This window comes from Azospirillaceae bacterium (assembly GCA_028283825.1).
Taxonomy (GTDB): domain Bacteria; phylum Pseudomonadota; class Alphaproteobacteria; order Azospirillales; family Azospirillaceae; genus Nitrospirillum.
The window spans coordinates 471,455-495,501 of sequence record JAPWJW010000003.1; the positions used below are offsets into that span (position 1 = coordinate 471,455).

Annotated in this window: 19 protein-coding genes and 2 pseudogenes; 10 read left to right on the forward strand and 11 right to left on the reverse strand. The window is 68.0% G+C overall.

The window, feature by feature from the left end; all coding sequences use genetic code 11:
• Window positions 1-111: 111 nt before the first annotated feature.
• Window positions 112-1,518, reverse strand: a complete 1,407-nt coding sequence (gene gltX, locus PW843_14165; protein MDE1147744.1) for a glutamate--tRNA ligase — start codon at window positions 1,516-1,518, stop codon at window positions 112-114.
• A gap of 460 nt (window positions 1,519-1,978) precedes the next feature.
• Between gltX and PW843_14170 the strand changes: the two genes are divergently transcribed.
• Complete coding sequence (locus PW843_14170) at window positions 1,979-4,015, forward strand: ComEC/Rec2 family competence protein (GenBank protein MDE1147745.1); 2,037 nt, start codon at window positions 1,979-1,981, stop codon at window positions 4,013-4,015.
• Window positions 4,016-4,066: 51 nt separating this feature from the next.
• Here the strand turns inward: PW843_14170 and lexA are convergent.
• From lexA to PW843_14200, 6 genes and pseudogenes are all read right to left on the reverse strand, one after another.
• Window positions 4,067-4,783, reverse strand: a pseudogene (lexA, locus tag PW843_14175) (transcriptional repressor LexA).
• 162 nt (window positions 4,784-4,945) lie between these two features.
• A complete protein-coding gene (locus PW843_14180; protein ID MDE1147746.1) occupies window positions 4,946-6,148 on the reverse strand; it encodes a molybdopterin molybdotransferase MoeA in 1,203 nt (400 codons plus the stop codon).
• A 13-nt stretch (window positions 6,149-6,161) separates the two neighbouring features.
• Window positions 6,162-6,653 carry a cyclic pyranopterin monophosphate synthase MoaC gene (moaC, locus tag PW843_14185; protein ID MDE1147747.1) on the reverse strand — a complete coding sequence of 164 codons (492 nt, stop codon included), beginning with the start codon at window positions 6,651-6,653 and terminating at the stop codon, window positions 6,162-6,164.
• Between the two features lie 5 nt (window positions 6,654-6,658).
• A complete protein-coding gene (gene trpC, locus PW843_14190; protein ID MDE1147748.1) occupies window positions 6,659-7,480 on the reverse strand; it encodes an indole-3-glycerol phosphate synthase TrpC in 822 nt (273 codons plus the stop codon).
• A complete protein-coding gene (trpD, locus tag PW843_14195; GenBank protein ID MDE1147749.1) occupies window positions 7,477-8,538 on the reverse strand; it encodes an anthranilate phosphoribosyltransferase in 1,062 nt (353 codons plus the stop codon). The genes trpC and trpD overlap by 4 nt, the downstream gene beginning before the upstream one ends.
• A complete protein-coding gene (locus PW843_14200) occupies window positions 8,535-9,155 on the reverse strand; it encodes an aminodeoxychorismate/anthranilate synthase component II (GenBank protein ID MDE1147750.1) in 621 nt (206 codons plus the stop codon). The genes trpD and PW843_14200 overlap by 4 nt, the downstream gene beginning before the upstream one ends.
• A gap of 259 nt (window positions 9,156-9,414) precedes the next feature.
• Here PW843_14200 and PW843_14205 point away from each other — a divergent pair, with 259 nt between their 5' ends.
• From PW843_14205 to PW843_14220, 4 genes are all read left to right on the forward strand, one after another.
• The gene (locus PW843_14205; protein ID MDE1147751.1) at window positions 9,415-10,521 is read left to right on the forward strand and encodes a divergent polysaccharide deacetylase family protein; all 1,107 of its coding nucleotides are present in this window, start codon (window positions 9,415-9,417) and stop codon (window positions 10,519-10,521) included.
• Between the two features lie 121 nt (window positions 10,522-10,642).
• Window positions 10,643-10,846 carry a heavy-metal-associated domain-containing protein gene (locus PW843_14210; GenBank protein MDE1147752.1) on the forward strand — a complete coding sequence of 68 codons (204 nt, stop codon included), beginning with the start codon at window positions 10,643-10,645 and terminating at the stop codon, window positions 10,844-10,846.
• Between the two features lie 77 nt (window positions 10,847-10,923).
• On the forward strand, window positions 10,924-11,463 hold the full coding sequence (locus PW843_14215) for an NAD(P)H-dependent oxidoreductase (protein MDE1147753.1): 540 nt from the start codon (window positions 10,924-10,926) through the stop codon (window positions 11,461-11,463).
• 88 nt (window positions 11,464-11,551) lie between these two features.
• Entirely contained in the window at window positions 11,552-11,932 is a 381-nt protein-coding gene (locus PW843_14220) for a hypothetical protein (protein MDE1147754.1), read from the forward strand.
• Window positions 11,933-11,943: 11 nt separating this feature from the next.
• On the opposite strand, the gene PW843_14225 is transcribed toward PW843_14220, so the two are convergent.
• Window positions 11,944-12,957, reverse strand: a complete 1,014-nt coding sequence (locus PW843_14225) for a LysR substrate-binding domain-containing protein (protein ID MDE1147755.1) — start codon at window positions 12,955-12,957, stop codon at window positions 11,944-11,946.
• Between the two features lie 121 nt (window positions 12,958-13,078).
• Between PW843_14225 and PW843_14230 the strand changes: the two genes are divergently transcribed.
• Entirely contained in the window at window positions 13,079-14,392 is a 1,314-nt protein-coding gene (locus PW843_14230; GenBank protein MDE1147756.1) for an SGNH/GDSL hydrolase family protein, read from the forward strand.
• An 87-nt stretch (window positions 14,393-14,479) separates the two neighbouring features.
• Here the strand turns inward: PW843_14230 and trpE are convergent.
• Both trpE and PW843_14240 read right to left on the reverse strand, forming a co-directional pair.
• Window positions 14,480-16,007, reverse strand: a pseudogene (gene trpE / locus PW843_14235) (anthranilate synthase component I).
• Between the two features lie 84 nt (window positions 16,008-16,091).
• Window positions 16,092-17,975: a SurA N-terminal domain-containing protein gene (locus tag PW843_14240; GenBank protein ID MDE1147757.1), complete on the reverse strand. Its 1,884-nt coding sequence runs from the start codon at window positions 17,973-17,975 to the stop codon at window positions 16,092-16,094.
• 317 nt (window positions 17,976-18,292) lie between these two features.
• On the opposite strand from PW843_14240, the gene tpiA reads away from it, so the two are divergent.
• The 4 genes from tpiA (at window position 18,293) to kdsA (ending at window position 22,246) form a co-directional block, all read left to right on the forward strand.
• Window positions 18,293-19,042 (forward strand): triose-phosphate isomerase, encoded by a 750-nt coding sequence (tpiA, locus tag PW843_14245; protein MDE1147758.1) that lies wholly within the window; start codon window positions 18,293-18,295, stop codon window positions 19,040-19,042.
• 126 nt (window positions 19,043-19,168) lie between these two features.
• Complete coding sequence (gene secG / locus PW843_14250) at window positions 19,169-19,597, forward strand: preprotein translocase subunit SecG (protein MDE1147759.1); 429 nt, start codon at window positions 19,169-19,171, stop codon at window positions 19,595-19,597.
• A gap of 104 nt (window positions 19,598-19,701) precedes the next feature.
• Window positions 19,702-21,333, forward strand: coding sequence for a CTP synthase (locus PW843_14255; protein MDE1147760.1), 1,632 nt, complete (start codon window positions 19,702-19,704; stop codon window positions 21,331-21,333).
• 73 nt (window positions 21,334-21,406) lie between these two features.
• Window positions 21,407-22,246, forward strand: coding sequence for a 3-deoxy-8-phosphooctulonate synthase (gene kdsA / locus PW843_14260; protein MDE1147761.1), 840 nt, complete (start codon window positions 21,407-21,409; stop codon window positions 22,244-22,246).
• A 64-nt stretch (window positions 22,247-22,310) separates the two neighbouring features.
• Here kdsA and PW843_14265 read toward each other — a convergent pair whose 3' ends face one another.
• On the reverse strand, window positions 22,311-23,960 hold the full coding sequence (locus tag PW843_14265; protein ID MDE1147762.1) for a hypothetical protein: 1,650 nt from the start codon (window positions 23,958-23,960) through the stop codon (window positions 22,311-22,313).
• Between the last annotated feature and the right edge of the window lie 87 nt (window positions 23,961-24,047).

The window sequence follows — 24,047 nt, forward strand, 5'->3', positions numbered from 1 at the left end:
TCGGCACGTCCTTGTTCTTACGGAGCGGGGCCCTCTGCCCCTTATTGATCCTTATGACGCGGTGCGGAGTGTAGTGTCCCGCACCGCCGAAGGCAATGATGGCCGGGGGCCTTAAACACCCCCTGCGACATCGCCGATACGGGCCAGGGTCTCATCCCGGCCCAGCACTTCCGCCACCTCGAAAATCGGCGGCGAGACGGTGGATCCCGAGAGGGCGGCGCGCAGCGGCTGGGCGACTTTGCCCAGCTTCAGGCCCGTCTCCTCGGCGAAGGCGCGCACGATCCCTTCCAGGGTCGGCGCGGTCCAGTCGGACGCGTCGGCAAACCGGCTGGCGATCACCGCCAGCTGGGCCCGGGCCTCGCCGGACAAAAGCTGGGCGGCCTTCTCATCCAGCGGAAGGGGATGGGCGGTGATATAAAACTGTGCGCCCGCGCCGAGTTCCACCAGGGTCTTGGCCCGCGCCTTCAGGCCCGGCATGGCGCGGCGCAGCAGGTCGCGATCGGCGTCGTTTAACGCACGCCCCAGCGCCGTGACCAATCGGGGGCCGATCAGGTCCACCAGGCGGTTGTCGTCGGCCAGGCGGATGTAGTGGCCGTTCAGGTTGTCCAGCTTGGCGTAGTCCATGCGCGAGGGCGACCGGCCGATGCCCTCCAGGTTGAACCAGGCCAGCGCGTCCTCGGTGCTGATGATCTCGTCATCGCCGTGGCTCCAGCCCAGGCGCAGCAGGTAGTTGCGCAGCGCCTCGGGCAGATAGCCCAGGTCGCGGTAGGCCTCGGCCCCCAAGGCGCCGTGGCGCTTGCTGAGCTTGGCGCCATCGGGGCCGTGGATCAGCGGGATATGGGCGAAGTCCGGCGGCGTCCAGCCCATGGCGTGATAGATCTGAAGCTGGCGGAAGGTGTTGGTCAGGTGGTCGTCGCCGCGGATCACCTGGGTCACGCCCATGTCCTGGTCGTCCACCACCACCGACAGCATGTACGTGGGCGTACCGTCGGCGCGCAGCAGCACCATGTCGTCCAACTGGCTGTTCTGCACCCGCACCTCGCCCTGCACCTTGTCCTGCAGCACGGTCTCGCCCTCACGCGGGGCCTTCAGGCGGATGACGGGGGCGACACCGGCCGGCGCCTCCGACGCGTCGCGGTCGCGCCAGCGGCCGTCGTAGCGCAGGGGCAGGCCGGCGGCCTTCTGCTGCTCCCGCATCGTCTCCAGCTCTTCCGGCGAGCAATAGCAATGATAGGCGTGGCCCTGGGCCAGCATGGTCCGCGCCACTTCGGCATGGCGCTCGCGCCGCTCGAACTGGCTGACGGCGTCGCCGTCCCAGGTCAGGCCCAGCCAGGACAGGCCGTCGATGATGGCGTCCACCGCCGCCTGGGTGGAACGCGCCCGGTCGGTATCCTCGATGCGCAGCAGGAAGGTGCCGCCGTGGTGGCGGGCGTACAGCCAGTTGAACAGGGCGGTACGGGCGCCGCCGATGTGCAGGAAGCCGGTGGGGGACGGGGCGAAACGGGTGACGACACTCATGACAGACGCACTCTCCGGCGGGCGGCAGGCGCCGCTTCGTCACCCTGCCTTGGGACGTCGCCGGGGAATTTCCCGGGCGGCTGTCATCCAAAGGTTGACGACACGGCGCGAATATCGAGATAGCTGGTGATTGGGGCCGGCGGTTCGGAAGAGCCGCCAAGGGCGCATCACCAGGATGCGAAGCCGCTGAGATAGCACACCCGGAACCAAGATGCACCCTGAGGCGGACCCCGCGAACAGAACTGGCAGGGCCCCGGATCCAACGCCGGGAAGCTACCAGGGAGAGGGCTGGGACGCTGAGGGCCTGCCGTATTTGGCTACTGGGCGGAGCGAAACCTGCGCCGGCTTACCGCCTTCAGATGTGATGAGCGTCACACATCGTGTGCTCGCCGCGTTGTTCAGCATTGTGACATCAGCGTATGTCATTTTGGTGGATGAGCAGGAACGTTGGGCCCTTTGGGTGCCCGTCTTCATTGGCGCCGGCATCGCCCTGTACTTCGGCCTGCCGCTGGAACCGCCGCCCTGGGCCGGGCTGCTCTTCACCCTGGGGGTTTTCGGGCTCTGGCGACTGGCGGGCGAACGCCTGCCCCTGCGGCTGTTCCTGGCCTGCCTGCTGGCTTTGGGCACGGGCTTCACGGTCGTGCAGGCCCGCACCACCTGGCTGTCCACCCCCATCCTGCAACGCCCGCTCGGCCCCGTGCCGGTGGAGGGGCGGGTGGCCAATATCGAGCGGCTGGACCGGGGTGTACGCGTCACCCTGGCCGATCCCCACATTCCCCGCCTGGCCGTGATGGAGACGCCGCCGGCCGTACGCATCCGCCTGCGGCCCAGCGACGCGGCCCCGGCGGCGGGCGCGCGGGTGCGCATCCTGGCGGCCCTGCGCCCGCCGCCCGACAGCCCGGAACCGGGCGCCTATGATTTCCGCCGTTCCGCCTTCTACCAGGGCATCGGCGCCGTCGGGTTTGCGTTCAAGACACCGGAATTGGTCAGTGCCGCACCGGTCGGCCCCCTGGGCTGGATCAACGACCGGGTGGTGGCGGTGCGTGAGCTGATCGCCGAACGCGTGGCCGCGCGCCTGTCCGGCGCGCCGGCCATGATCGCCATCGCCCTGCTGAACGGGGAGCAGACCGGCATTCCACCCGATGATCTTCAGGCCATGCGGGTCTCGGGCCTGCAGCACATCCTGTCGATCTCCGGCCTGCACATCAGCCTGGTGGCGGCGCTGTTCTATTTCCTGGCGCGGGCGGCCATGGCGCTGTGGGAAGGCCTGGCGCTGCGCCATCCCATCAAGAAGTACGCCGCCGCCTTCGCCATCCTGGCCACCCTGGGCTACATGATGCTGGTGGGCGCGCAGGTGCCCACCCTGCGCTCCGTCCTCATGACGGCGCTGGCCATGGCGGCCATCCTGGCGGAGCGGTCGGTCCTCAGCCCCCGCGCCATCGCCGTGGCCGGGGTCCTGTGCCTGCTGTACCAGCCGGAGCAGTTGCCGGGCCCCAGTTTCCAGATGAGTTTCGGCGCCGTGCTCGCCCTCATCAGCACGTACGAGGTGCTGCGCGGCCCCATGGCCCGGTGGCGCAAGGACGGTGGCTGGGTCCGGCGCGCCGTGATGTTCGTGGGCGGGCTGTGCCTGACCTCGGTGGTGGCCACCGTCGCCACCATGCCGTTCTGCCTCTACCACTTCCAGCAGGTGGCCAATTACGGCGTGCTGGCCAACCTGATCGGCATTCCCATCACCGAACTGTGGATCATGCCGCTGTGCCTGGTCGCCTATGTCGCTATGCCCTTCCACCTGGAGGGCTGGATCATCGACATGATCGGCTGGGGCTGCCAGGGCATCCTGTGGACGGCGCGGATCACGGCGGCGCTGCCCGGCGCCAGCCTGCACAGCGCCGCCCTGTCCGGTGGCGCCTTCGGCCTGATGGTGGCGGGCGGCCTGTGGCTGATGCTATGGCGCCGCCGCTGGCGCCTGTGGGGGCTGGTTCCCATCGCCCTGGGCTGCCTGCTGGTGCCGTTCACCCCCCGGCCGGACATGGTGGTGTCAGGCGGCGGCACCATGGTGGCGGTGCGCGATGGCGGCGGCAAGCTGTGGCTGTCGTCGGACCGGGGCGGCGGCTTCGGCGTGGAAACCTGGGGCAAGCGCGATGGGGGCGAGGGCCGCCCACCCACCTGGCCCACCGTGGGCACGGACGACGGCAGCCTGCGTTGCGACAGCCTGGGATGCCTCTATCATCCCGACCTCTACCATGACGACCGTCGCGACCTTGCCCGGCCGGACGGGCGGCTGGTCGCCATCGCCTGGACCCGCGACGCCCTGGCGGAGGACTGCGACAACGCCGACCTGGTGATCTCCCGCGTGCCGGCGTCCGGCTGTGACGCCCCGCGCGTCATCGGGCCGGATGTGCTGGCGGCCAAGGGTGCGCACGCCCTGTATTTCGGTCGGGGCACCATCCGCGTGGAAACCGTGCATGATCCGGAAAGCAAACGGCCCTGGGACTGATCCCAGAGCCGCTGATTCTGAAGAGAACAAGAGAGGGCTCAGTACCGGCGGAACAACGCCCACCAACCGGCCCTGCACCCGCACCCGGTCGGCGCCGAACACCCGCGTTTCATAGGCGGGGTTGGCCGGCTCCAGGGCGATGGAGTTGTTCTTGCGACGCAGGCGCTTCAGCGTCACCTCAGCGGCATCCACCAGGGCCACGACGATGGCGCCGTTCTCCGCCGTCTCGCAGCGCTGGATGATGACGGTGTCGCCGTCGTGGATGCCGGCCTCCACCATACTGTCGCCGGCGACCTCGAGCGCGTAATGCTCCCCGATGCCCAGCATGGAAACCGGGATGTCGATGCTGTTGCCGCTGTCGCGCATGGCCTCGATGGGCAGGCCGGCGGCGATGCGGCCGTACAGCGGCAGGCTGACGGAGCCCACGGCGTCGCCGGGATCGCGCCCGGTCAGGCCGAACTCGCCCTTGATGACGTTGCTGGGCTTGAAGCGGGGCTCCACCTCCGCCGCGACCGCCGGAGCGGCGACCCTCTTGGGCGCCGGCGCCGTCACCTGGTCGGGCAGGCGCAGCACCTCCAGCGCGCGGGCGCGGTGGGGCAGGCGGCGGATGAAGCCGCGCTCCTCCAGACCGGTGATCAGGCGGTGGATGCCCGACTTGGATTTCAGGCCCAAGGCATCCTTCATCTCATCGAATGAAGGGGAGACGCCGCCATCACCCAGATGCTGGTGGATGTACAGCAAAAGCTCCTGTTGCTTGCGCGTCAGCATATCGCCCCCTTCGGCGTGTCGAGCCGCTATATATGGAACAAACCCGAAACGTACTTGCCATGTTCTATTTTGGTTCACGGCCGGCGTCAAGGACCTGCGATGAAAAACCACCAGACCATGACGCTTTTTTGGCGTTCGCGGTGTTCCTCGGGGGATGCGGGGCTAAATATCGTCCAGCGGCAGGATGTCCACCCCATCGCCCGCCACCGCGGCCGGGGCGTGGGGCGCGCGGATGATCAGGCAATCCGCCGCCGCCAGGCGACTCAGCATGGAACTGTCCTGCTGCCGGAACGGGGCCGCCAGGGGCGGGCCGCCGCCTTCGCCGGGGGCCAGGGTGGCGCGCAGGTAGTCCTGCCGCCGATCATTGGCCGGCAGGGGGGCTGCCAGCACGGCGCGGGCCGTGGGCCTCACCGCCGGCTCCAGCCCTTGCAGGCGGCGCAGCACCGGCACCAGGAACAAGGTGGCGCACACCAGGCTGGAGACAGGATTGCCTGGCAGGCCCAGCACCGGCGTGGCGCCCATGCGACCGAACATCAGCGGCTTGCCCGGCCGCATGGCGATCTTCCAGAAATCGAGAACCAGGCCCTGGGCATCCAGTACCTTGCGCACCAGGTCGTATTCCCCCACGGAGGCGCCGCCGGTGGTGACCAGCAGGTCGGTGCCGGCGGCACCTTGGCTCAGCGTGGCCAGGGCGTCGGCATTGTCGGGGGCGATGCCCAGGTTGACCGGGATGCCGCCGTGCCGGCGCACCAGGGCCGCCAGCGCCAGGCCGTTGCTGCTGACGATCTGGCCGGGGCCCAGCGGTTCCCCCGGCATCACCACCTCATCGCCCGTGGCCAGGATGGCGATGCGCGGCTGCCGTCGCACCGTCAGGAAGGGGTGGTTCATGGCGGCGGCCAGGGCCACGTCGCGCACGGTCAGACGGCGGCCGGCGCGCAGGCCGACGGATCCGGCGGTGAAGTCCAGGCCGGCGGCCCGCACCCAACGGCCGGGCGTGCCCTCGCGCACGCGGACCTCGCCGCCCAGATCGTCGCAATCCTCCTGCAGCACCACGGTGTCGGCGCCCGCGGGCATGACGCTGCCGGTGAACAGGCGCACCGCCTGGCCGGGCCCGACCGTGCCGGCGTAGGGCCGGCCGGCCGGCGCCTCACCGATGCGGGTCAGCGTGGCGGGCAGGGCGGCGATATCGGCGCCGCGCACCGCCCAGCCGTCCATGGCCGACACGGCCGCCGGCGGCTGGGTCACCCGCGCCACCACGTCGGTCGCCAGCACGCGGCCCAAGGCCTCCCCCACGCCCACCATCTCGCCGCCCAGGGGCTGGAAGTGGGACAGGATGCGCTCCAGGGCCTCGCTGACGGGAATCATGGATAGGTTGGCCTCACGTGGTTTCGGCGCGGTAGGGGCCGCTTTTGCCCCCATCCTTGGCGATCAGGCGGATGTCACCGATGACCATGCCCTTGTCCACGGCCTTGCACATGTCATAGAGGGTCAGGGCCGCCACGCTGACGGCGGTCAGCGCCTCCATCTCCACGCCGGTGCGGCCCTTCAGCTTGGCCGTGGCCTCGATCTCCACCGCGTCGCGGTCGGGCAGGCAGATCAGGTCCACCGTCACCTTGGTCAGCGCCAGGGGGTGGCACAGCGGGATCAGGTCGGGCGTGCGCTTGGCCGCCATGATGCCGGCCAGGCGGGCGACCCCCAGGACATCGCCCTTGCCCATCTGCCCGGCCTGGATCAGGGCCAGGGTTTCCGGCTTCATGGTCACCAGGCCGCGCGCCGTGGCCACCCGTTCCGTCTCCGCCTTGTCGGAGACATCGACCATCACCGCCCGGCCGGCGGCGTCGAAATGGGTGAAGCCCGCCTTGTCCGACATGGCGTTCACGCCACCTGCGCCGTGTCCAGGCCCAACAGGGCGCGGGTGGCGGCGGCAACGTCCTGCTGGCGCATCAGGGATTCGCCCACCAGGAAACGGCGGGCGCCCACGATCTCCATGCGCAGCAGATCCTGCGGATGGTACAGGCCGCTTTCCGCCACCAGGTGGCGGCCCGGCGGCACCATGCCGGCCAGCAACTCGGTGGTGGCCAGGTCGATGGTCAGGGTCTTCAGGTTGCGGTTGTTGATGCCCAGCAGCCCCCCCGGCAGGTCCAGGGCGCGCGCCATCTCCGCCCTGTCGTGCACCTCGATCAGCACATCCATGCCCCAGTGGGTCGCGGCATCGTACAGTTCCAGCGCCTGGGCGTCGTCCAGTGCCGCCATGATCAGCAGGATGCAGTCCGCACCCAGGGCGCGGGCCTCGGCCACCTGATAGGTGTCCAGCATGAAGTCCTTGCGCAGCACCGGCAGGTCGCAGGCAGCACGCGCCGCCACCAGGAATTCATCCGCCCCCTGGAAATAGGGCACGTCGGTCAGCACCGACAGGCAGGCGGCACCACCGGCCTGATAGGCCCGGGCCAGGGCCGGCGGATCGAAATCCGCCCGGATCAGGCCCTTGCTGGGGCTGGCCTTCTTGATCTCCGCGATCAGGGCATAGAGGCCGGCATCCACCTTGGCCGCCAGCGCGCGGGCGAAACCCCGCGTCGGGCTGGCGTCACGGGCGGCATTTTCCACCTCGGCCAGGGAACGGGCGGCCTTGGCCGCCGCGATATGCTCGCGCTTGTCGGCGCAGATGCGGGCCAGGACGTCTTCATATGCGCCCGTCATGGGTGCGCTCCTTCGCTAACATCCGCCGCCGGGGGCAGCGGGCAGTGGCTGACCAGGGCCGCCAGCTTGGCGGCGGCCCGGCCATCATCCAGGGCGTGGGCCGCCTGGGCGACGCCGTCAGGCAGGGTGGCGACCTTGTCGGCCACGATCAAGGCGGCGGCGGCATTGATCAGAACAATGTCACGGTAGGCGCCGCGTTCCCCCGCCAGCACGGCGCGCAGTGCACGCGCGTTCTCCACCGCGTCGCCGCCCTTCAAGGCGGCGGCATCGGCGCGGGGCAGGCCGGCATCCTCCGGCGTCACCGTGAAACGACGGATGGTCCCGTGCCGCAGTTCGGCGACGGCGGTGGCACCGGTGGTGGTGATTTCATCCAGCCCATCCTCGCCGTTCACCACCCAGGCGACGTCCGTGCCCAGGCGGTTCAGTACCTGGGCCAGCGGTTCCACCCAGCGCTCGGCGAACACGCCCATCAGCTGGCGCTTGGCGTCGGCCGGATTGGACAGGGGGCCGGTCAGGTTGAAGATGGTGCGGGTGCCCAGTTCCACGCGCGTCGGGCCGACGTTGCGCATGGCGCCGTGGTGGCGCGTGGCCATCAGGAAGGTGATCCCCTCCTGCCACAGGGCGTTGCGCACGGCCTCAAGCTCCGCCTCCACATTCACGCCCAACTGGCCCAGCACGTCGGCCGCGCCTGACTTGGACGACAGCGCGCGGTTGCCGTGCTTGGCCACCGGCACGCCGCAGGCGGCCAGCACGAAGGCCACGGCGGTGGAGATGTTGTAGGTGCCGCTGGCGTCGCCGCCGGTGCCGCAGGTGTCGATGGTGCCGGGGGGGCAGTCGATGCGCGCCGCGCGCCCGCGCAGGGCACGCACGGCACCCGCGATCTCATCCACCGTTTCGCCGCGCACGCGCAGCGCCATCAGGAAGCCCCCCATCTGCGACGGGGTGGCATTGCCGGACATGATGATGTCGAAGGCGGCCAGGGCCTGGTCTTCGGACAGGGACTTGCCCTCGGCCACCCGGCCGAGCAGCGCCTTCATGTCGCCGATGTCGCCGGTCATGCGGCGGCGCCGGTCACGCGGGGGCTGCGCGACACGCCGGCCAGATCCAGGAAGGTCGCCAGGATCGTGTGGCCATGGTCGGACGCGATGCTCTCGGGATGGAACTGGACGCCGTGGATGGGCAGGGTGCGGTGGCGCAGCGCCATGATCATGCCGTCGTCGCGGCCGTCCTGGATCCACGCCACGGATTCCAGCTCCGCCGGCAGCGTCTCACGCTCCACGATCAGGGAATGATAGCGGGTGGCGTTGAACGGCGTGGGCAGGCCGGCCATGACGCCCCGGCCCTCATGGTACACTTGGCTGACCTTGCCGTGCATGGGCACGGGCGCCCGCACGACGCGGCCGCCGAAGGCCTGGCCGATGGCCTGGTGGCCCAGGCAGACGCCGAACAGGGGGATGCGCTGCTCGGCGGCGGCGGCGATCAGGGGCAGGCAGATGCCGGCCTTGTCGGGATCGCAGGGGCCGGGCGACAGCACGATGGCCTCGGGCTTCATCGCCAGGGCGTCGGCCACGGTGAGGGTGTTGTTACGCCAGACCGCGACATCGGCGCCCAGTTCGCCGATGTAATGGACGAGATTGTACGTGAAGCTATCGTAATTATCGATGAGCAGCAGCATGATCTGGGACCCGGTCAAGGCGTTAATTGGACAACAAACGGTGGCTTACAGTAGTCCGCGCCGCGCGGGCAGGGCAACCGTAATGGGGGTGGCCGCCCCGTGCGGTTGGCGCATAGGGGCACAAGCGTGGGCATATATCCCCTAGCCGGTTGTCAGGCGGCCGCCCGCTGTAGCAGTACTGGTTCTCAGCTGATTCTAAGGAAGATCGGGGTATGGGCCTTTCCGTTTTCGCGTCCGGCAGCATTCCAGGTCCCCGCTGATGGCCGGCCGTGTCACGCCGCCGCCGCCGCAAGGCCGGCCCAAGCCGCGCCCGGCCAAGCGCCGGCCGGCGGCGCGCAAGCGCAAGGCCGCCAAGGTCACGCTCAGCCGCGGCCAACTGGCCGGCATCGTTGGCCTGACTGCCATCGTGGTGCTGGCCGGCGCCTATTTCGCCGGCAAGGACCATCGCCATCCCGCCGTCGCCGTGGCGCCGGAGGCCAAGCCCGGCACCGGCCCGCGCCCGCCGGGTGCGGCCCCGCATCCGCCGGCGCATGCCGCCGCCAGCCCCCAGGTGGCGGAGGCGCCCGCCGTGCCGGTTCTGCCGCCAGCGCAGGTGGAACCCAAGCCCGAGCCGCCGGTTACGGCGGAACCGCACAAGGCCGGCCCCGCCGCCTGGCGGCGCAACGCCCTGCCGGCGCCCATCACCGGGCCGCACCCGCGCATCGTGCTGGTGATCGACGATCTGGGCCTGGACAGGCCGCGCAGCGCCCGCGCCGTGCGCCTGCCGGGGCCGGTCACCACCGCCTGGCTGCCCTATGCCCATGACCTGGCGGAACAGACGCATGCCGCGAAGGCGGCGGGTCATGAGCTGATCGTGCACGTGCCGATGGAACCCATGGGCAACGCGGATCCCGGCCCCGGCGCCCTGACCACGAAGCTCAGCGATGAGGAGATACAGCGGCGGCTGACGGCCGACCTGGCCGCCTTCGACGGTTATGTCGGCATCAACAACCACATGGGCAGCCGCTTCACCTCGGACGAGGGCAAGCTGGCCATCGTGCTGGAGGAACTGCAGCGTCGCGGCCTGATGTTCCTGGACAGCCGCACGGCCCCGACCACCAAGGGGCCGGAGATCGCCGCCCGCCTGCACCTGCCCATCGTCAGCCGCGACGTTTTCCTGGACGACGACCAGTCGCCCAAGGCGGTGCAGGCCATGCTGGAAAGGACGGAGGAGGTGGCCCGCCGCCACGGCACGGCCATCGCCATCGGCCACCCGCACGACGTGACCCTGACGGCGCTGGAACACTGGCTGCCGACCTTGCAGGCCAAGGGCTTCACCCTGGTGCCGCTGACGGCTGTGGTGCCTCCGGCGCCGGGCGGGACATGACACCAGGATTTATGGCCGCATGTGACCTGGCGCATGGCGGCGGCCCGCCAAGAGTCCGAATCTTAAAACCTGTTCATTAACCACAGATAAACCGACTGTTTTGCCAATAATGGAGCGTACCATGGGCAACGCGTATCGAGTCGACGGCATGACCTGCCAGGGCTGCGCCCGGTCGGTGACCAAGGCCATCCAGGCCAACAGTCCCGGTGCCGAGGTGGCGGTGGACCTGGGTGCCGGCGTGGTCACGGTGACGGGCCCCGCCGGTGCGGAGCAGGTCCGGACCGCCGTCGAGGACGCGGGTTTCGATTTCGTCGGTCCGGCCTGAGTCGGGGGGAAGGCAGCCTCCCGTCCGGGCGTCATCGGACCGGGTGACCTGTTTCGCCCTGCCCTGGTGTGAATTCCATGCGTATCCTGGCCATATCCGGCAGCCTGCGGGCCGGCTCCACCAACACCGCCGCCCTGCGCGCCGTGAAGCTGCTGGCGCCTGAGGGGGTGGAGGTCCGCCTCTACGACGGCCTGGGCAACCTGCCGCACTATAACCCCGACCTGGACGACACCGGCCAGGAAGGCAGTCCGGTGCCGCCCATCGCCCAGGACCTGCGCACGGCGGTGGAGGAGGCGGACGCCCTGCTGATCGCCTGCCCGGAATACGCCCACGGCGTGCCCGGCGTGATGAAGAACGCGCTGGACTGGCTGGTCAGCGGGGTGGAGTTCCCCGGCAAGCGCGTCGCCCTGATCAACGCCAGTCCCCGCGCGGCCCATGCCCAGGCGGCCCTGCGCGAAATCCTGACCACCATGTCCGCCGTGCTAGTGGAGGACGCTTGCGTCGACGTGCCCCTGCTGGGCAGCACGGCGGACGCCGCAGGCATTGCGGCTGATGCAGTGTTCGCGGAACCGCTGCGGGGCGCGTTGGCGGCGTTGGCGCAGGGGCAAGCGGCTTGATGCCCTGACCCGTGAAGCCGGATCATGCCGCCTTGACGCCACTGTTGCCAAAATGGCAACTTGGCGACGAAGCAGGGAGGAGGGGGCTATGTCTGAGTTGAGCAAGGCACGCGCCATATGGTTCCGCGCCGCCGAAAGTGAATTGGCTTCTTTCAAGCCGGGGGACTGGGCACTGGACCTCATGATGGAATTCCACGGCCTGATCATGAACGGCGGCGTCTTCCACGCCATTGAGCACTATGAGCCTGATGAGGTGGAGGATGCCTTGGCCGCCTATCAATATTTTGGTCTCGGTGATGCCGTTGACCTCTTCAATGAAGCGAAGGCCGCCCTGGATTCCGGGGAGGACCTGGGGCCATGGGAAGAGAAGCTGGACGGGCGTTATTACGCCACCTTCACGGATGAACTGTTGTTTGAGCGTTTCGAGGCGATGCTCCAGCGCAATCCATCGGAGTTCACGCCGACCTGAACGCCGGCGGGCTATGATTTCTCCCTGTCGCTTTTTTTGCCGCAACGATAAGTAATTGCCGGCGTTTGAAGATTATTGGGCTGTTGCGCAACCGTCCATTTCAAGTGTCCACCTGGCCTTGTCCAATGTTCACCTGTTCGGCCCAAAAAGTCCAGGAAGGCCCGAACACGCAGCGGCAAGTAGCCACCTTGACCGACATAGACAGCGTGGACTTCCTCAGCATCGCCCGGATTGCAGTCTTCAAGCACAGGCAGCAGGCGGCCCGCGGCAATGTCGTCACGCACCTGGAAAGCCGCCAGACGTACCAGCCCAAGTCCTGCCAGGGCCAGCCGGTGCACTGCCTCGCCGTCACTGGCTTGGGCGTTGCCGGTCACTGGCAGCACGACATCGTCGCCCGCATGACGCAGCGGCCAGCCGGGTTGCGCCCGCACATAGTTCGCACCCAAGCGGTTGTGTGCCAGCAATTCCTCCGGCGTGGCGGGCGTGCCATGACGTGCCAGGTAGCTTGGCGCCCCAACGATCACCATGCGCGTGGCCCCCAGCTTGCGTGCCACCAGGGTCGAGCTTTTCAGAGGGCCGGCACGCACGGCCACGTCGGCGCGCTGCTCCAGGATGTCGACGACTTCGTCGGTCAGCACGATATCCAGGGTCACATCGGGATGGCGCTCCAGAAATTCGGGCACCAGAGGTAACAGGAAGTGATGACCGAACGGCACGTTGGCGTTCACGCGCAAGCGGCCACGCGGCGCCGTGTGTTCGCTGGCGCGACGTTCAGCTTCGGCCAGGTCGGCCAAGATGCGCACGCCACGCTCGTAGAACGCACAGCCTTCGGCTGTGAGTTGGAACTGGCGGGTGGAGCGATTTACCAGCCGCGCACCCAGGCGCTGTTCCAGCCGTGCGACCAGCTTGCTGACGGCCGACGGCGTCATGCCGCAAACGCGGGCGGCGGCGGAGAACCCCCCCAGTTCGATGACCCGCACGAACACTTCCAGTTCGCCGGATCGGTTCACTTCCAGGCGGGCCATGACCATTCCCTTGATGAGATGAACTCACAAATGATGTTCCGCCGGCCAGTCTACACCAACACAATCCTCCAATTCATAATTCCCCAACAAACAGTTCTTCAATTCACTAAAGGGGAAACCCATGAAGTCCCTTTCCAGGGCTTCCGCTTCAGCCATGCTGACCTTGGCGGTTACGGCAAGCGCAGCCTTGCCCGCCGTACCTGCGATGGCGGCCACGTCCGCTTGGGCGGCAACTTGGCAGGCCAGCCCGCAACCGACCTGGGGATCGGATTTTCTGTTTCCCACCAACCTCCCGCCGGTACTGCATGACCAGACTGTGCGCCAGGTGGCGCGCATCAGCCTGGGCGGGCAACGCCTGCGCATCGTATTGTCCAACACCTACGGTCGCGAGCCCATCGTTGTGGGCAAGGCCACCCTCGCACGGCCGGCCGCAAACGGTGCGATCGCCACTGACAGCCTGCGGCCGGTGACCTTCGGCGGGCGGGAACTGGCAACGATTCTTCCTGGTGCGTCGCTGGTCAGCGATCCCGTGGCCTTGCCGGTGCCGGCGCTTGCACAGGTCACGATCAGCATCCATCTGCCGAATGCGACACCCGTGCGCACCTTCCATTGGGACGGCCGCCAGACGGGCTGGATCGCGCCCGGCGACCAAACGTCGAGCGTGGCATGGGCGAAAGCCGATGATGCGATACAGAGCACCACGGCCCGTCCGCTGCTGACGGGAATCCAGGTCGAAACCGAACAGGCCGCGCGGGCAGTCGTGGTGCTGGGCGATTCCATCACCGATGGCGCGACCGCCAGCCTCGACCAGGACAGCCGCTGGCCGGACTTCCTGGCTGCCCGGCTGGCCCCGCACGGCGTGGCTGTCGTCAATGCGGGCATCTCCGGCGCGCGCTTGCTGTCCGACGGCATGGGTGTCAACGCGATGGCGCGACTGGAGCGCGACGTGCTGACCCAGCCTGGCGTGCAAAGCGTCATCGTGATGCTGGGCATCAACGACATTTCCTGGCCGGGCACTGCATTCGCGCCGAATGCCTCACGCCCCACGCTGGATGCGCTGACGGCAGGCTACCGGCAACTGGTGGAACAGGCTCATGCGCGAGGCGTGCGCGTGATCGGCACCACGCTGACGCCCTTCAAGGGCGCATTGCCCGGAACGCCGCTGGACAACTACTACCACCCCGACAAGGATGCCCTGCGCCAGCGGGTGAACGATTGGATTCGCCGGAGCGGCATATTCGACGCTGTGATCGATTTCGACGCGGCCTTGCGCGATTCCGCCCATCCGATCCAGATTGCCGCGCGCTTTGATTCCGGCGACCATCTGCACCCTGGCGATGAGGGTAACCGAGCGATGGCGGATGCCGTCGATCTCGAAGCGCTGCTGCCAGGAGTCGAAGCCATGTCCAGCGGTGACGGCGACACCTCAAAGTAGTCCAGCGCAACGCCGGGCTGGAGGCATCGTGAAATGAAAAAGGGCGGCCCCAGCGGACCGCCCTTTTTTATCGATTGCAAACCGACTTCAGATATTCCGCGTCGAGCGCTTTTCCTGGGCGTAGCGCACGGCCTCCTCGGCGGCCTTGAACAGGGCCTTGGCCTTGTTCACCGTCTCCTGGTACTCGGCTTCCGGATCGCTGTCGGCGACCACGCCGCCGCCGGCCTGGACGTGCATGACGCCGTCCTTGATGACGGCGGTGCGTAGCGCGATGCAGGTGTCCATGGTGCCGTTGGCGGCGAAATAGCCGATGCAGCCGCCGTAGATGCCGCGGCGCACACTCTCCAGTTCCTCGATGATCTCCATCGCCCGCACCTTGGGCGCGCCCGAGACGGTGCCGGCGGGGAAGCCGCCCACCAGGGCGTCGATGGCGTCGAAGCGGGACTTGTCCAGCTTGCCCTCGACGTTGGAGACGATGTGCATCACGTGGGAGTAATGCTCGATGGTATAGCGCTCGGTCACCGTGACGGTGCCGACCTCGGCCACCCGGCCCACGTCGTTGCGGCCCAGGTCCAGCAGCATCAGATGCTCGGACAGTTCCTTGGGGTCGGCCAGCAGGTCGGCCTCAAGCTCCTTGTCCTCCGCCGGGGTCTTGCCGCGGCGGCGGGTGCCGGCGATGGGGCGGATGGTGACGGTGTCGTCGCGCAGCCGCACCAGGATCTCGGGGCTGGAGCCCACGACGCTGATGTCGCCGAAATCCAGGAAGAACAGGAAGGGCGAGGGGTTGATGCGGCGCAGCGCCCGATACAGGGCGAAGGGCGGCAGCGCGAAGGGGACGGAGAAGCGCTGGCTGGGCACCACCTGGAAGATGTCGCCGGCGCGGATGTACTCCTTCGCCTTCTCCACCATGGCGTGATAGTCGGCGCGGCTGATGTTGGACGACGGATCGGGCAGGGCCGTCACGTCCGCCTGGGCGTCATGGCTGACGGCCAGCGGCCGGTCCAGGTCGGCCACGGCCTCGGCCAGGCGCTCCCGGGCGGCCAGGTAGGCATCGTCCGCCGACACGCCGGCCTGGGGCCGCACCGGCGTCACCAGGGTGACCACGTTCTCGATGCTGTCGAAGATGGCCATGAGGGTGGGGCGGATGAGGACGGCGTCCTCCACCCCCAGCGCGTCCTGGTTGCTTCTCCGGCAGCTTTTCCATCTGCCGGACCATGTCGTAACCCAGATAGCCGAACAGCCCGGCCGACATGGGCGGCAGGTCCGCCGGCAGGTCGATGCGGCTTTCTTCCAGCACCTCGGCCAGGGCCTTCAGCGGGGCGGATGCCACCGGTTCGAACGTCGCCGGATCGGCCGCGGCGTTGCGGTTGATCCAGGCGTGGGCGCCCTTGGTCTTCCAGATGAGGTCGGGCTTCAGGCCGATCAGGGAATAGCGGCCGCGCACGGACCCGCCGGTGACGGATTCCAGCAGGAAGGAATGGGGCCGTCCCTGCGCCAGCTTCAGCATGGCGGCGACGGGCGTTTCCAGATCGCTGACCAGCCGAGTCCAGACGACCTGTGCCTGGCCCGCGGCATACGCCGTGCCGAAGGCCGTCTCATCGGGGAAGGGGGTCACGGGGCGATAACTCCTGGGATGGTTCGTAAGGCGGATGAAGGCGGCCCCGTTGCCAGGGCCGCCTTCACGTGAGGGCTGTCGGGATCAGGGCTGGGTCTGTTCCAGCCGCTGGACCAGCGTCCGGTTCTCGGTGATGCGATAGCGCTGGCGCAGGGCATCCATGAACTGGAAGTAGAGATCGCCGGCGACACCATCGCGCAGCTGCTTCTGGGCGATGGTGGTCTGCTGGTTCATCAGCGGCTCGGGCATGGCCACCACGGCGGCCAGGCGCGCGACCATCTGGCCGTCGGTGGCGGCCGCACTGGTGACCTCACCCACCTTCAGGGTGAACAGGGTGTCGATCAGCTGGGCCGGCATGCCGACATCCTTGGGCGGGGTGCGGCCCACCGGCGGCTGGCGCGTGTAGACGGCGCCCATGTCCTTTGCCACCTGGTCGGCCGGGGTGCCGGCCTTCAGCTTCTCCACAATGGCCTTGGCCTTGGCCTGTGCGGCCTCGCTGCGCTTGGACGCCTTCCAGTCGGCGACCACCTGGTCCTTGATCTGGTCCAGCGGGCGCACGGCCGGGGCCTGGATGCTGTCGACGCGCACGGCGAAGTAGCTCTTGTTGCGCTCGCCCTCGATCATGTTGCTGTTCTCACCGGTGGCGACGGTGAAGGCGGTCTGCACCACCTTGGCCAGGGCCGGCACCGTGGTCACCGGCTTGCCGGCCGGGTCCTTGCCTTCCTTGTCCACCGCTGGGATCTTGACGATCGCCGCACCCGCCTTCTGGGCGGCCTCATCCAGCGAGGCGCCGCCCGACAGGGCGTCGTCCATCTTGTTGGACAGGTCGTACAGCTGGTCGGTGGCGCGCTCGGCCTTCACCTGTTCCACCAGCTTGGCCTTGACCTCATCCAGGGTCTGGGTGCTGCCGGGCACGATCTTGGTGATGGCGATGACGTGCCAGCCGAAGCCGCTGTGCACGGGGTCCGACACCTTGCCCTGCGGCAGGCTGAAGGCCACGTCCTGCAGTTCCGCCGGCAGTTCTGCCTTGGTCACGCCGGCCAGGGGCAGGGTGGTGGCGCCGGCTTCCTTGGCGGCGTCGGCCAGCGACTTGCCGGCCGCGGCGGCCTTGGCGATCTTCTGCGCCTGCTCCTGGCTGTCCACCAGCACCTGGTCCACGTCGCGGTGTTCGGGCTTCACGAACTCGGCCGTGCGGGCCTCGTACGCCTTCTTCAGATCGTCGTCGCTGACATCCTCGGCCTTGGCGATGGCGTCGGTGGACAGGGTGGCCACCGTCAGGGCGCGGTATTCCGGGGCGGTGTAGCGGACGGCCTGGGCCTTATGGAAATCCTCCAGCGCCTTCTGGTCCGGGGTGCCCGGGTCGGGCATGGACTTGTCGGCCACGAACAGGGTCTCGGCCCCCCGTTCCTCACCCCGGTAACGCACGATGTCGCGGGCCATCTGGGCCGGCACCTGCACGCCGGCGGCCAGGGCCTCCGTCACCTCGGTGCGGGCCATGTCCTCGCGCACCTCGGCGACGACCTGCTCTTCGGTCAGGTTGTTCTGGGCCAGCAGCATCCGCATCATCATGGGATCGAACTGCCCGGTCTTGCCCTTGAACACCGGCATGTCGGCGATCTTCTGGGCGGCGGCCTCTTCCGAGACGCGCAGGCCGAAGTCGTGCGTGGCCTCCTTGATCAGCGCGCGCTGGATCTCATCCTGCAGCGCGCTGCGCATCAGGCCCATCTGCTTGGCCTGGTCGTTGGTGAGGTCCGGCCCCATGGACTGGCGCAGGCGGCTGACCTGCTGCTTGAAGGCGCGGTCCACGTCCTCGGGCGAGATTTCGGTGCTGCCGACCCGTGCCACAGCTTGATCACTGACCGTGGTGCCGACCCGGCCGACGCCCCAAATCCCGAAACAGATGATCAGGACGACGAACAGGATCTTGGAAAACCACGAGCCCGAGAATTTGCGGATGAACTGAAGCATGTGCCTGCTGCGTCTTGCGAAATGGCCACTTTGGGCGGGGTTCGGGCACTTGGCGCCGCTCCCCACCCTCCCGTCAGGGCGCGGCATCATAGAAGGAGGCAGGGGGGGCGGCAATAGATGGTTCGCCCGCCGGCGCGCATGCGGTTCCGCCGGCCGTCTCCGCCCATTAGGGGGCTGGAATCATGGAAATGCCCTCTTTGTACTGTTACAGCATGACGACGGGGACGTGCGTGACAAGGCGGGCCGCCCAACCATAAAAGGCCCCCGCGCGGACGTTCCCTTTTTTGAGTGCGTTAAACTCGGGGAGAACAAACGAAATGCGCCGCAAATTCATTGTCGGTAATTGGAAGATGAACGGCCTGCGCCAGGACGGCATGGCGTTGGCCGCCGACCTGGCCGGCCGCATGCTGGGGGCGGGGGAGGTCCGCTTCGACATGCTGCTGTGTCCGCCGGCCACCCTGCTGCATACCGTGGCCCAGGCGGTCTCCGACGCGCCGGTGTCGGTGGGCGGCCAGGATTGCCACGGCAAGGCGTCGGGCCCCCACACCGGGGACATCGGCGCGCCCATGCTGGCCGATTTGGGCTGCACCCATGTCATCGTCGGCCATTCGGAACGCCGCCAGCAGCATGGTGAGTTGAGTGCCGAGGTGAAGGGCAAGGCCGCCGCCGCCCACCAGGCGGGGCTGGTCGCCATCGTCTGCGTCGGCGAGACGGAGGCGGAGCGCGACGCCGGCCGCGCCCTGGACGTCATCGCCCGCATGGTGGACGAGTCTGTGCCCACCGGGGCCACCGCGGCCAACACGGTGGTGGCGTATGAGCCCGTCTGGGCCATCGGCACGGGGCGCACACCCACGCCCCGCGACGTGGCAGCCATGCATTCCATGATCAGGCGTCGGCTGGCAACGCTGGTTGATCAACCGGACGCCGTGCGCATCTTATATGGCGGTTCCGTTAAGCCTGAGAACGCGGCCAGCCTGCTTCACATCGACGATGTGGACGGTGCCCTGGTGGGCGGGGCCAGTTTGAAGGCGGACGAATTCTGGGCCATCGCGGAAACTTGCCGCTAGCGCCCCGGGTTCGGACTAGGTAAAGAGATGCCCGTGACGGCCGGCCGCCTCCACCTTGGGGGGCGGCCGGTCATCTCGTGTTTTGCCATTGCCGCGTTTGGCTTGCTGGATAGGGTTGCTGCTTAGATGTCCACCGTCGTCCTGGTTTTGCACATTCTGATCGGCATCGCGCTGGTCGGTGTCGTCCTGGTCCAGCGCTCCGAAGGCGGTGGCCTGGGCATGGGCGGCGGCACCATGGGCGGCTTCATGACAGCCCGGGGCAGCGCCAACCTGCTGACCCGCACCACCTCCATCCTGTTCGGCGCCTTCCTGGTGACCAGCCTGGTGCTGGCCCTGCTGAACCGCGCCCAGACCCGTCACGATTCGGTGTTCGACAAGCTGCCGGCCGCCCCGGTCTCCGCCCCCGCCACGCCCGCACCCGCGGCGCCGGGTGCCGTGCCCACCGGCGATCAGCCGGCCGCCCCGGCGGCCCAGGACCAGCAGCCGGCGCCCTCCACGGCACCTGCCGCTCCGGCTCCCGCCTCCGGCGAGCCCAAAGTACCGTCCGGCCAGTAAAGGCAGGCGACACTAACGGAGGCGGCGAAAGCCGCCTCTTTCAATTCGGGGGCCCGCGCATTCGCGTTGGCCCGACATGCGGGCTTTAGCGAAACTAGGCTTCCATGACGCGCTTCATTTTCATCACCGGCGGTGTGGTCTCTTCCTTGGGCAAGGGACTGGCGTCGGCTGCACTGGGTGCATTGCTCCAGGCCCGTGGCTACAAGGTCCGCCTGCGCAAGCTCGACCCCTACCTGAACGTCGATCCCGGCACCATGAGCCCTTACCAGCATGGTGAGGTGTTCGTGACCGACGACGGGGCGGAGACCGACCTGGACCTGGGCCATTACGAACGCTTCACCGGCGTTTCGGCCCGGCAGACGGACAACATCACCACCGGCCGCATCTATTCCAACGTGATCGCCAAGGAGCGCCGCGGCGACTACCTGGGCGCCACGGTGCAGGTCATCCCGCACGTCACCGACGCCATCAAGGAATTCATCCTGGGCGACGTGAAGGATGAGGATTTCATCCTGTGTGAGATCGGCGGCACCGTCGGCGACATCGAAAGCACACCCTTCCTGGAGGCCATCCGCCAGCTGAGCAACGACCTCGGCTCGGAAAAGGCGCTGTTCATCCACCTGACCCTGCTGCCCTACATCCCGTCGGCGGGTGAGCTGAAGACCAAGCCCACCCAGCACTCGGTGAAGGAACTGCTGTCGGTCGGCATCCAGCCGTCCATCCTGCTGTGCCGGTCGGACCGTGAGATCCCGGAGAACGAGCGGCGCAAGATCGCGCTGTTCTGCAACATCCGGCAGGAACGCGTGATCGCGGCCCTGGACGTGGATACCATCTACCACGTGCCGGTCAGCTATCATGAGCAGGGCTTCGACGAGCAGGTGCTGCGCTACTTCGGGCTGCCGGCCGATGAGGCGCCGGACCTGACCCGCTGGAAGGAGATCGCCGCGCGCGTCCGCCAGCCGGAGGGCGAGGTCACCATCGCCGTGGTCGGCAAGTACACCAGCCTGCTGGACAGCTACAAGTCGCTGGCCGAGGCCCTGACGCACGGCGGCATCGCCAACAACGTCAAGGTCAAGCTGGACTGGATCGATAGCGAAATCTTCGAGGGTGGCGGCGCTGTCCAGCGGCTGGAAGGGGTGCACGGCATCCTGGTTCCCGGTGGCTTCGGCGAGCGCGGCTCGGAAGGCAAGATCCGCGCGGCCCAGTTTGCGCGTGAGCGCAACGTGCCCTATTTCGGCATCTGCTTCGGCATGCAGATGGCGGTGATCGAGGCCAGCCGCCACCTGGCGGGCCTGGACGACGCCGGCTCGTCCGAGTTCGGGCACAAGTACAAGCATCCCGTGGTCGGCCTGATGACCGAATGGGTGCGCGGCAACGACACCGAGAAGCGCGGCGCCGATGGCGACCTGGGCGGCACCATGCGGCTGGGCGCCTATGCCTGCCAGTTGCTGCCGGGCACCAAGGTTGCGGAAGTCTATGGCGCCAACCATATCGAGGAGCGTCACCGCCACCGGTATGAGGTCAACATCACCTACAAGGACCAGCTGGAGCAGGTGGGTCTGAAGTTCTCCGGCCTGTCGCCGGATGGTGAGTTGCCCGAGATCGTGGAAATCCCGTCGCACCCGTGGTTCATCGGCGTGCAGTTCCATCCGGAGCTGAAGTCCAAGCCGTTCGAGCCGCACCCGCTGTTCACCAGCTTCATCCGTGCCGCCATCGAGCAGAGCCGGCTGGTTTAAGCAGGGGCGCCCGTACAAGTCCCCAGGGGCCGCCGCACCGTAGCGGCGGCCTTTTGGTTTTAGGAGCCGTACCATGACTGATATCCGCACCGTCCGCATCGGCGCCCTGGAAGTGGCGAACGACCGGCCCTTCACCCTGATCGCCGGCCCCTGCCAGCTTGAAAGCCGCGACCACGCGATGGAGATGAGCAGCGCCCTGGTGGAGATCACCGGCAAGCTGGGCATCGGCCTGGTCTACAAGACCAGCTTCGACAAGGCGAACCGCACCTCCGTCAGCACCGCGCGCGGCCTGGGCATGGACAAGAGCCTGCCCATCCTGGCCGAGGTGCGTGAGAAGTTCGGCTGCCCCGTCCTGACCGACGTGCACACGGCCGAACAGTGCGCGCCGGTGGCCGAGGCGGTGGACGTGCTGCAGATCCCGGCTTTCCTCTGCCGCCAGACCGACCTGCTGCTGGCCGCCGGTGAGACCGGTAAGGTCGTCAACGTGAAGAAGGGCCAGTTCCTGGCGCCCTGGGACATGAAGAACGTGGCGGCCAAGATCGCCTCCACCGGCAACGAGAACATCCTGCTGTGCGAGCGTGGGGCCAGCTTCGGCTACAACACGCTGGTCAGTGATATGCGCAGCCTGCCCATCATGGCGCAGACCGGCTATCCGGTGGTGATGGACGCCACCCATTCGGTGCAGCAGCCGGGCGGGCAGGGCACCACCAGCGGCGGCCAGCGCGAGTTCGTGCCGGTCCTGGCCCGCGCCGCCTTGGCGGTGGGCGTGGGTGCGGTCTTCATGGAGACGCACGAGAACCCCGACTGCGCCCCCAGCGACGGCCCCAATATGGTGCACCTGAAGGATCTGCCGGCCCTGCTGGAAACCATGGTCGCCATCGACCGTATCGCCAAGGCCAACCCGATCTTCTGATTGGGCGCTTCGGCTAGAGATTGAGTGATGACGCCGGCGGCGGGGTGACCTGCCGCCGGCGTTTTTATTTCTGGCCGTGGGTCGCCAGCCAGCGGGCGGTGGCCGGCATCTCATACCGTGCCGCGCGCTCTGCCAGGATATGGCCTTCGGTGTCGCGGCCATCCGGTTTGGCGCCGGCTTCCAGCAGGCGCAGCGTCACGGCGTCTTTCGTGGCGTACAGAACGGCGCCGCGCCCCGTTTTGTCCTGAAGCGCCGGGTCGGCGCCATGCACCAGCAGCAGTTCCAGCAAGTCCAAATCATTTATCCGGAACAAGGCGGTACGGCCCTCGCTGTCGCGCCGATTGGGGTCGGCGCCCAACGCCAGCAATTGGGCCGCCGTCTCCAGCCGATCTTGCGCCGTCCGGCAATGATGACTGGACGCCAGCGCTATGAGTGCCGTCGCGTTGTCGCCCGCGCCCAGCGTTGTGGCTGGTGCATCAACTGGCAGGCCCGCCGCCGTGACCATCCGGGCGAACTGGCCATTACAGCCGGCGGCGCCCCAGGCGAAACTGCGGTTGGCTTCGCCGGGGGCCAGCCGCGCCAACCAGCCGAGGGCGGCAAGACGGGTGAAGACGGCCGTTTGCCCCTTGGATAGGGCTTGGCTCATGAGCATGGCGCCCACGGGATTGGCCTTCGACGGTCCATCCACCGCCGTCTTCTCCAGATCCAGGCCACGGTCCATCAGTTGTAGGATCGTGGTCTCGGCATTTCCGCCGTAGTCGCTGACGGCGATGACGGCGGCGGTGTCCGACGTGAAATCAAAACCGTCGCCAGTCAGCCAATCGACCAGGCCGGGTGCTCCCCCGGTCCAGCGCGCCGTGCCGGCGACGCGATCCACCTCGTCCTCCAGATCTTTCACGGCTTGGGGCAAGCCCATCTCCCGGCCAACCTGGTCGACCACCGTCTTGCTGCCATGGCCGGTGTCCACGGTAAGGGTGACGGTCGATGCCTCGCGCTGCCGGGCTTTGTACTCTGGTGCCAGGCCGAAGAAACGCGCCGCCTGGAATCGCGTCACCAGGGCCTGGACCATGGCGGGGTCGATACGGTCTTCATGCCGGCCGGGCAGGAACAGGGCACGCGGCAATAAGGCGCGGCCGTTGAATACGGTGAGGTCGGGACGCGCGGCGCTTTCGAAGACGAGGTGTCCATCCCCCGCCACCGTGACCGTGTAACCGCCGCCCAGGTCCAGTCCGCCCACCCTGCGGCTCAGGCTGATGCGCAGCTTGGAACCGTCCACATCGGGGAAAGCGGCATCCGGTTGGTCCCAATGCTCGGGTGGCAGGACCCGCACCGGGACCTTGGATTGCGCTGCCACCGGGTGGTTCCGGTACAAGAAGGGTCGCAAGCGCCAGTGTCTGGCGGCGGAGAGGGCGGCCTTGACGGCTGGGGCCTCGGCGTTCTGTGGCCAATCCATCCCATAGGCGTGGCGTATCGCCGGGGCCGTCACGGTGGTGATCCGACCTGCTGGGTCGATGTCCACCGCCAACTCGACGGTGGTCGCTTCCGTGACCGATTGGGCCTGCACCTCGGCCCGGTTCGTCAAATGACCGTAGAAGTCTGGGGCGCCGAAACCGATCGCGCCGTTGCTGTCATGGGCCGTGGCGCAGGCCCCTGGAAGCAGGATCAGGGCGGCCCAGACCAGGCGCGGGAAACGGCACGGGGCAGGGTGCGGCAAGGGTGATCTCCACAATGGCAATATTGCGATTATTCATTCCCACGGAGGGCTGGCAACGTAGATTTCCCTTATCGGATGAGTCCAGCC

Coding starts and splice junctions, on each gene's coding strand:
- secG (MDE1147759.1), top strand. CDS start 19,169: ATGTCCACCGTCGTCCTGGTTTTGCACATTCTGATCGGCATCGCGCTG.
- tpiA (MDE1147758.1), top strand. CDS start 18,293: ATGCGCCGCAAATTCATTGTCGGTAATTGGAAGATGAACGGCCTGCGC.
- kdsA (MDE1147761.1), top strand. CDS start 21,407: ATGACTGATATCCGCACCGTCCGCATCGGCGCCCTGGAAGTGGCGAAC.
- PW843_14205 (MDE1147751.1), top strand. CDS start 9,415: ATGGCCGGCCGTGTCACGCCGCCGCCGCCGCAAGGCCGGCCCAAGCCG.
- moaC (MDE1147747.1), bottom strand. CDS start 6,653: ATGTCGGACAAGGCGGGCTTCACCCATTTCGACGCCGCCGGCCGGGCG.
- PW843_14215 (MDE1147753.1), top strand. CDS start 10,924: ATGCGTATCCTGGCCATATCCGGCAGCCTGCGGGCCGGCTCCACCAAC.
- PW843_14240 (MDE1147757.1), bottom strand. CDS start 17,975: ATGCTTCAGTTCATCCGCAAATTCTCGGGCTCGTGGTTTTCCAAGATC.
- gltX (MDE1147744.1), bottom strand. CDS start 1,518: ATGAGTGTCGTCACCCGTTTCGCCCCGTCCCCCACCGGCTTCCTGCAC.
- PW843_14230 (MDE1147756.1), top strand. CDS start 13,079: ATGAAGTCCCTTTCCAGGGCTTCCGCTTCAGCCATGCTGACCTTGGCG.
- trpC (MDE1147748.1), bottom strand. CDS start 7,480: ATGACGGGCGCATATGAAGACGTCCTGGCCCGCATCTGCGCCGACAAG.
- PW843_14225 (MDE1147755.1), bottom strand. CDS start 12,957: ATGGCCCGCCTGGAAGTGAACCGATCCGGCGAACTGGAAGTGTTCGTG.
- PW843_14220 (MDE1147754.1), top strand. CDS start 11,552: ATGTCTGAGTTGAGCAAGGCACGCGCCATATGGTTCCGCGCCGCCGAA.
- PW843_14200 (MDE1147750.1), bottom strand. CDS start 9,155: ATGCTGCTGCTCATCGATAATTACGATAGCTTCACGTACAATCTCGTC.
- PW843_14255 (MDE1147760.1), top strand. CDS start 19,702: ATGACGCGCTTCATTTTCATCACCGGCGGTGTGGTCTCTTCCTTGGGC.
- PW843_14210 (MDE1147752.1), top strand. CDS start 10,643: ATGGGCAACGCGTATCGAGTCGACGGCATGACCTGCCAGGGCTGCGCC.
- trpD (MDE1147749.1), bottom strand. CDS start 8,538: ATGACCGGCGACATCGGCGACATGAAGGCGCTGCTCGGCCGGGTGGCC.
- PW843_14180 (MDE1147746.1), bottom strand. CDS start 6,148: ATGATTCCCGTCAGCGAGGCCCTGGAGCGCATCCTGTCCCACTTCCAG.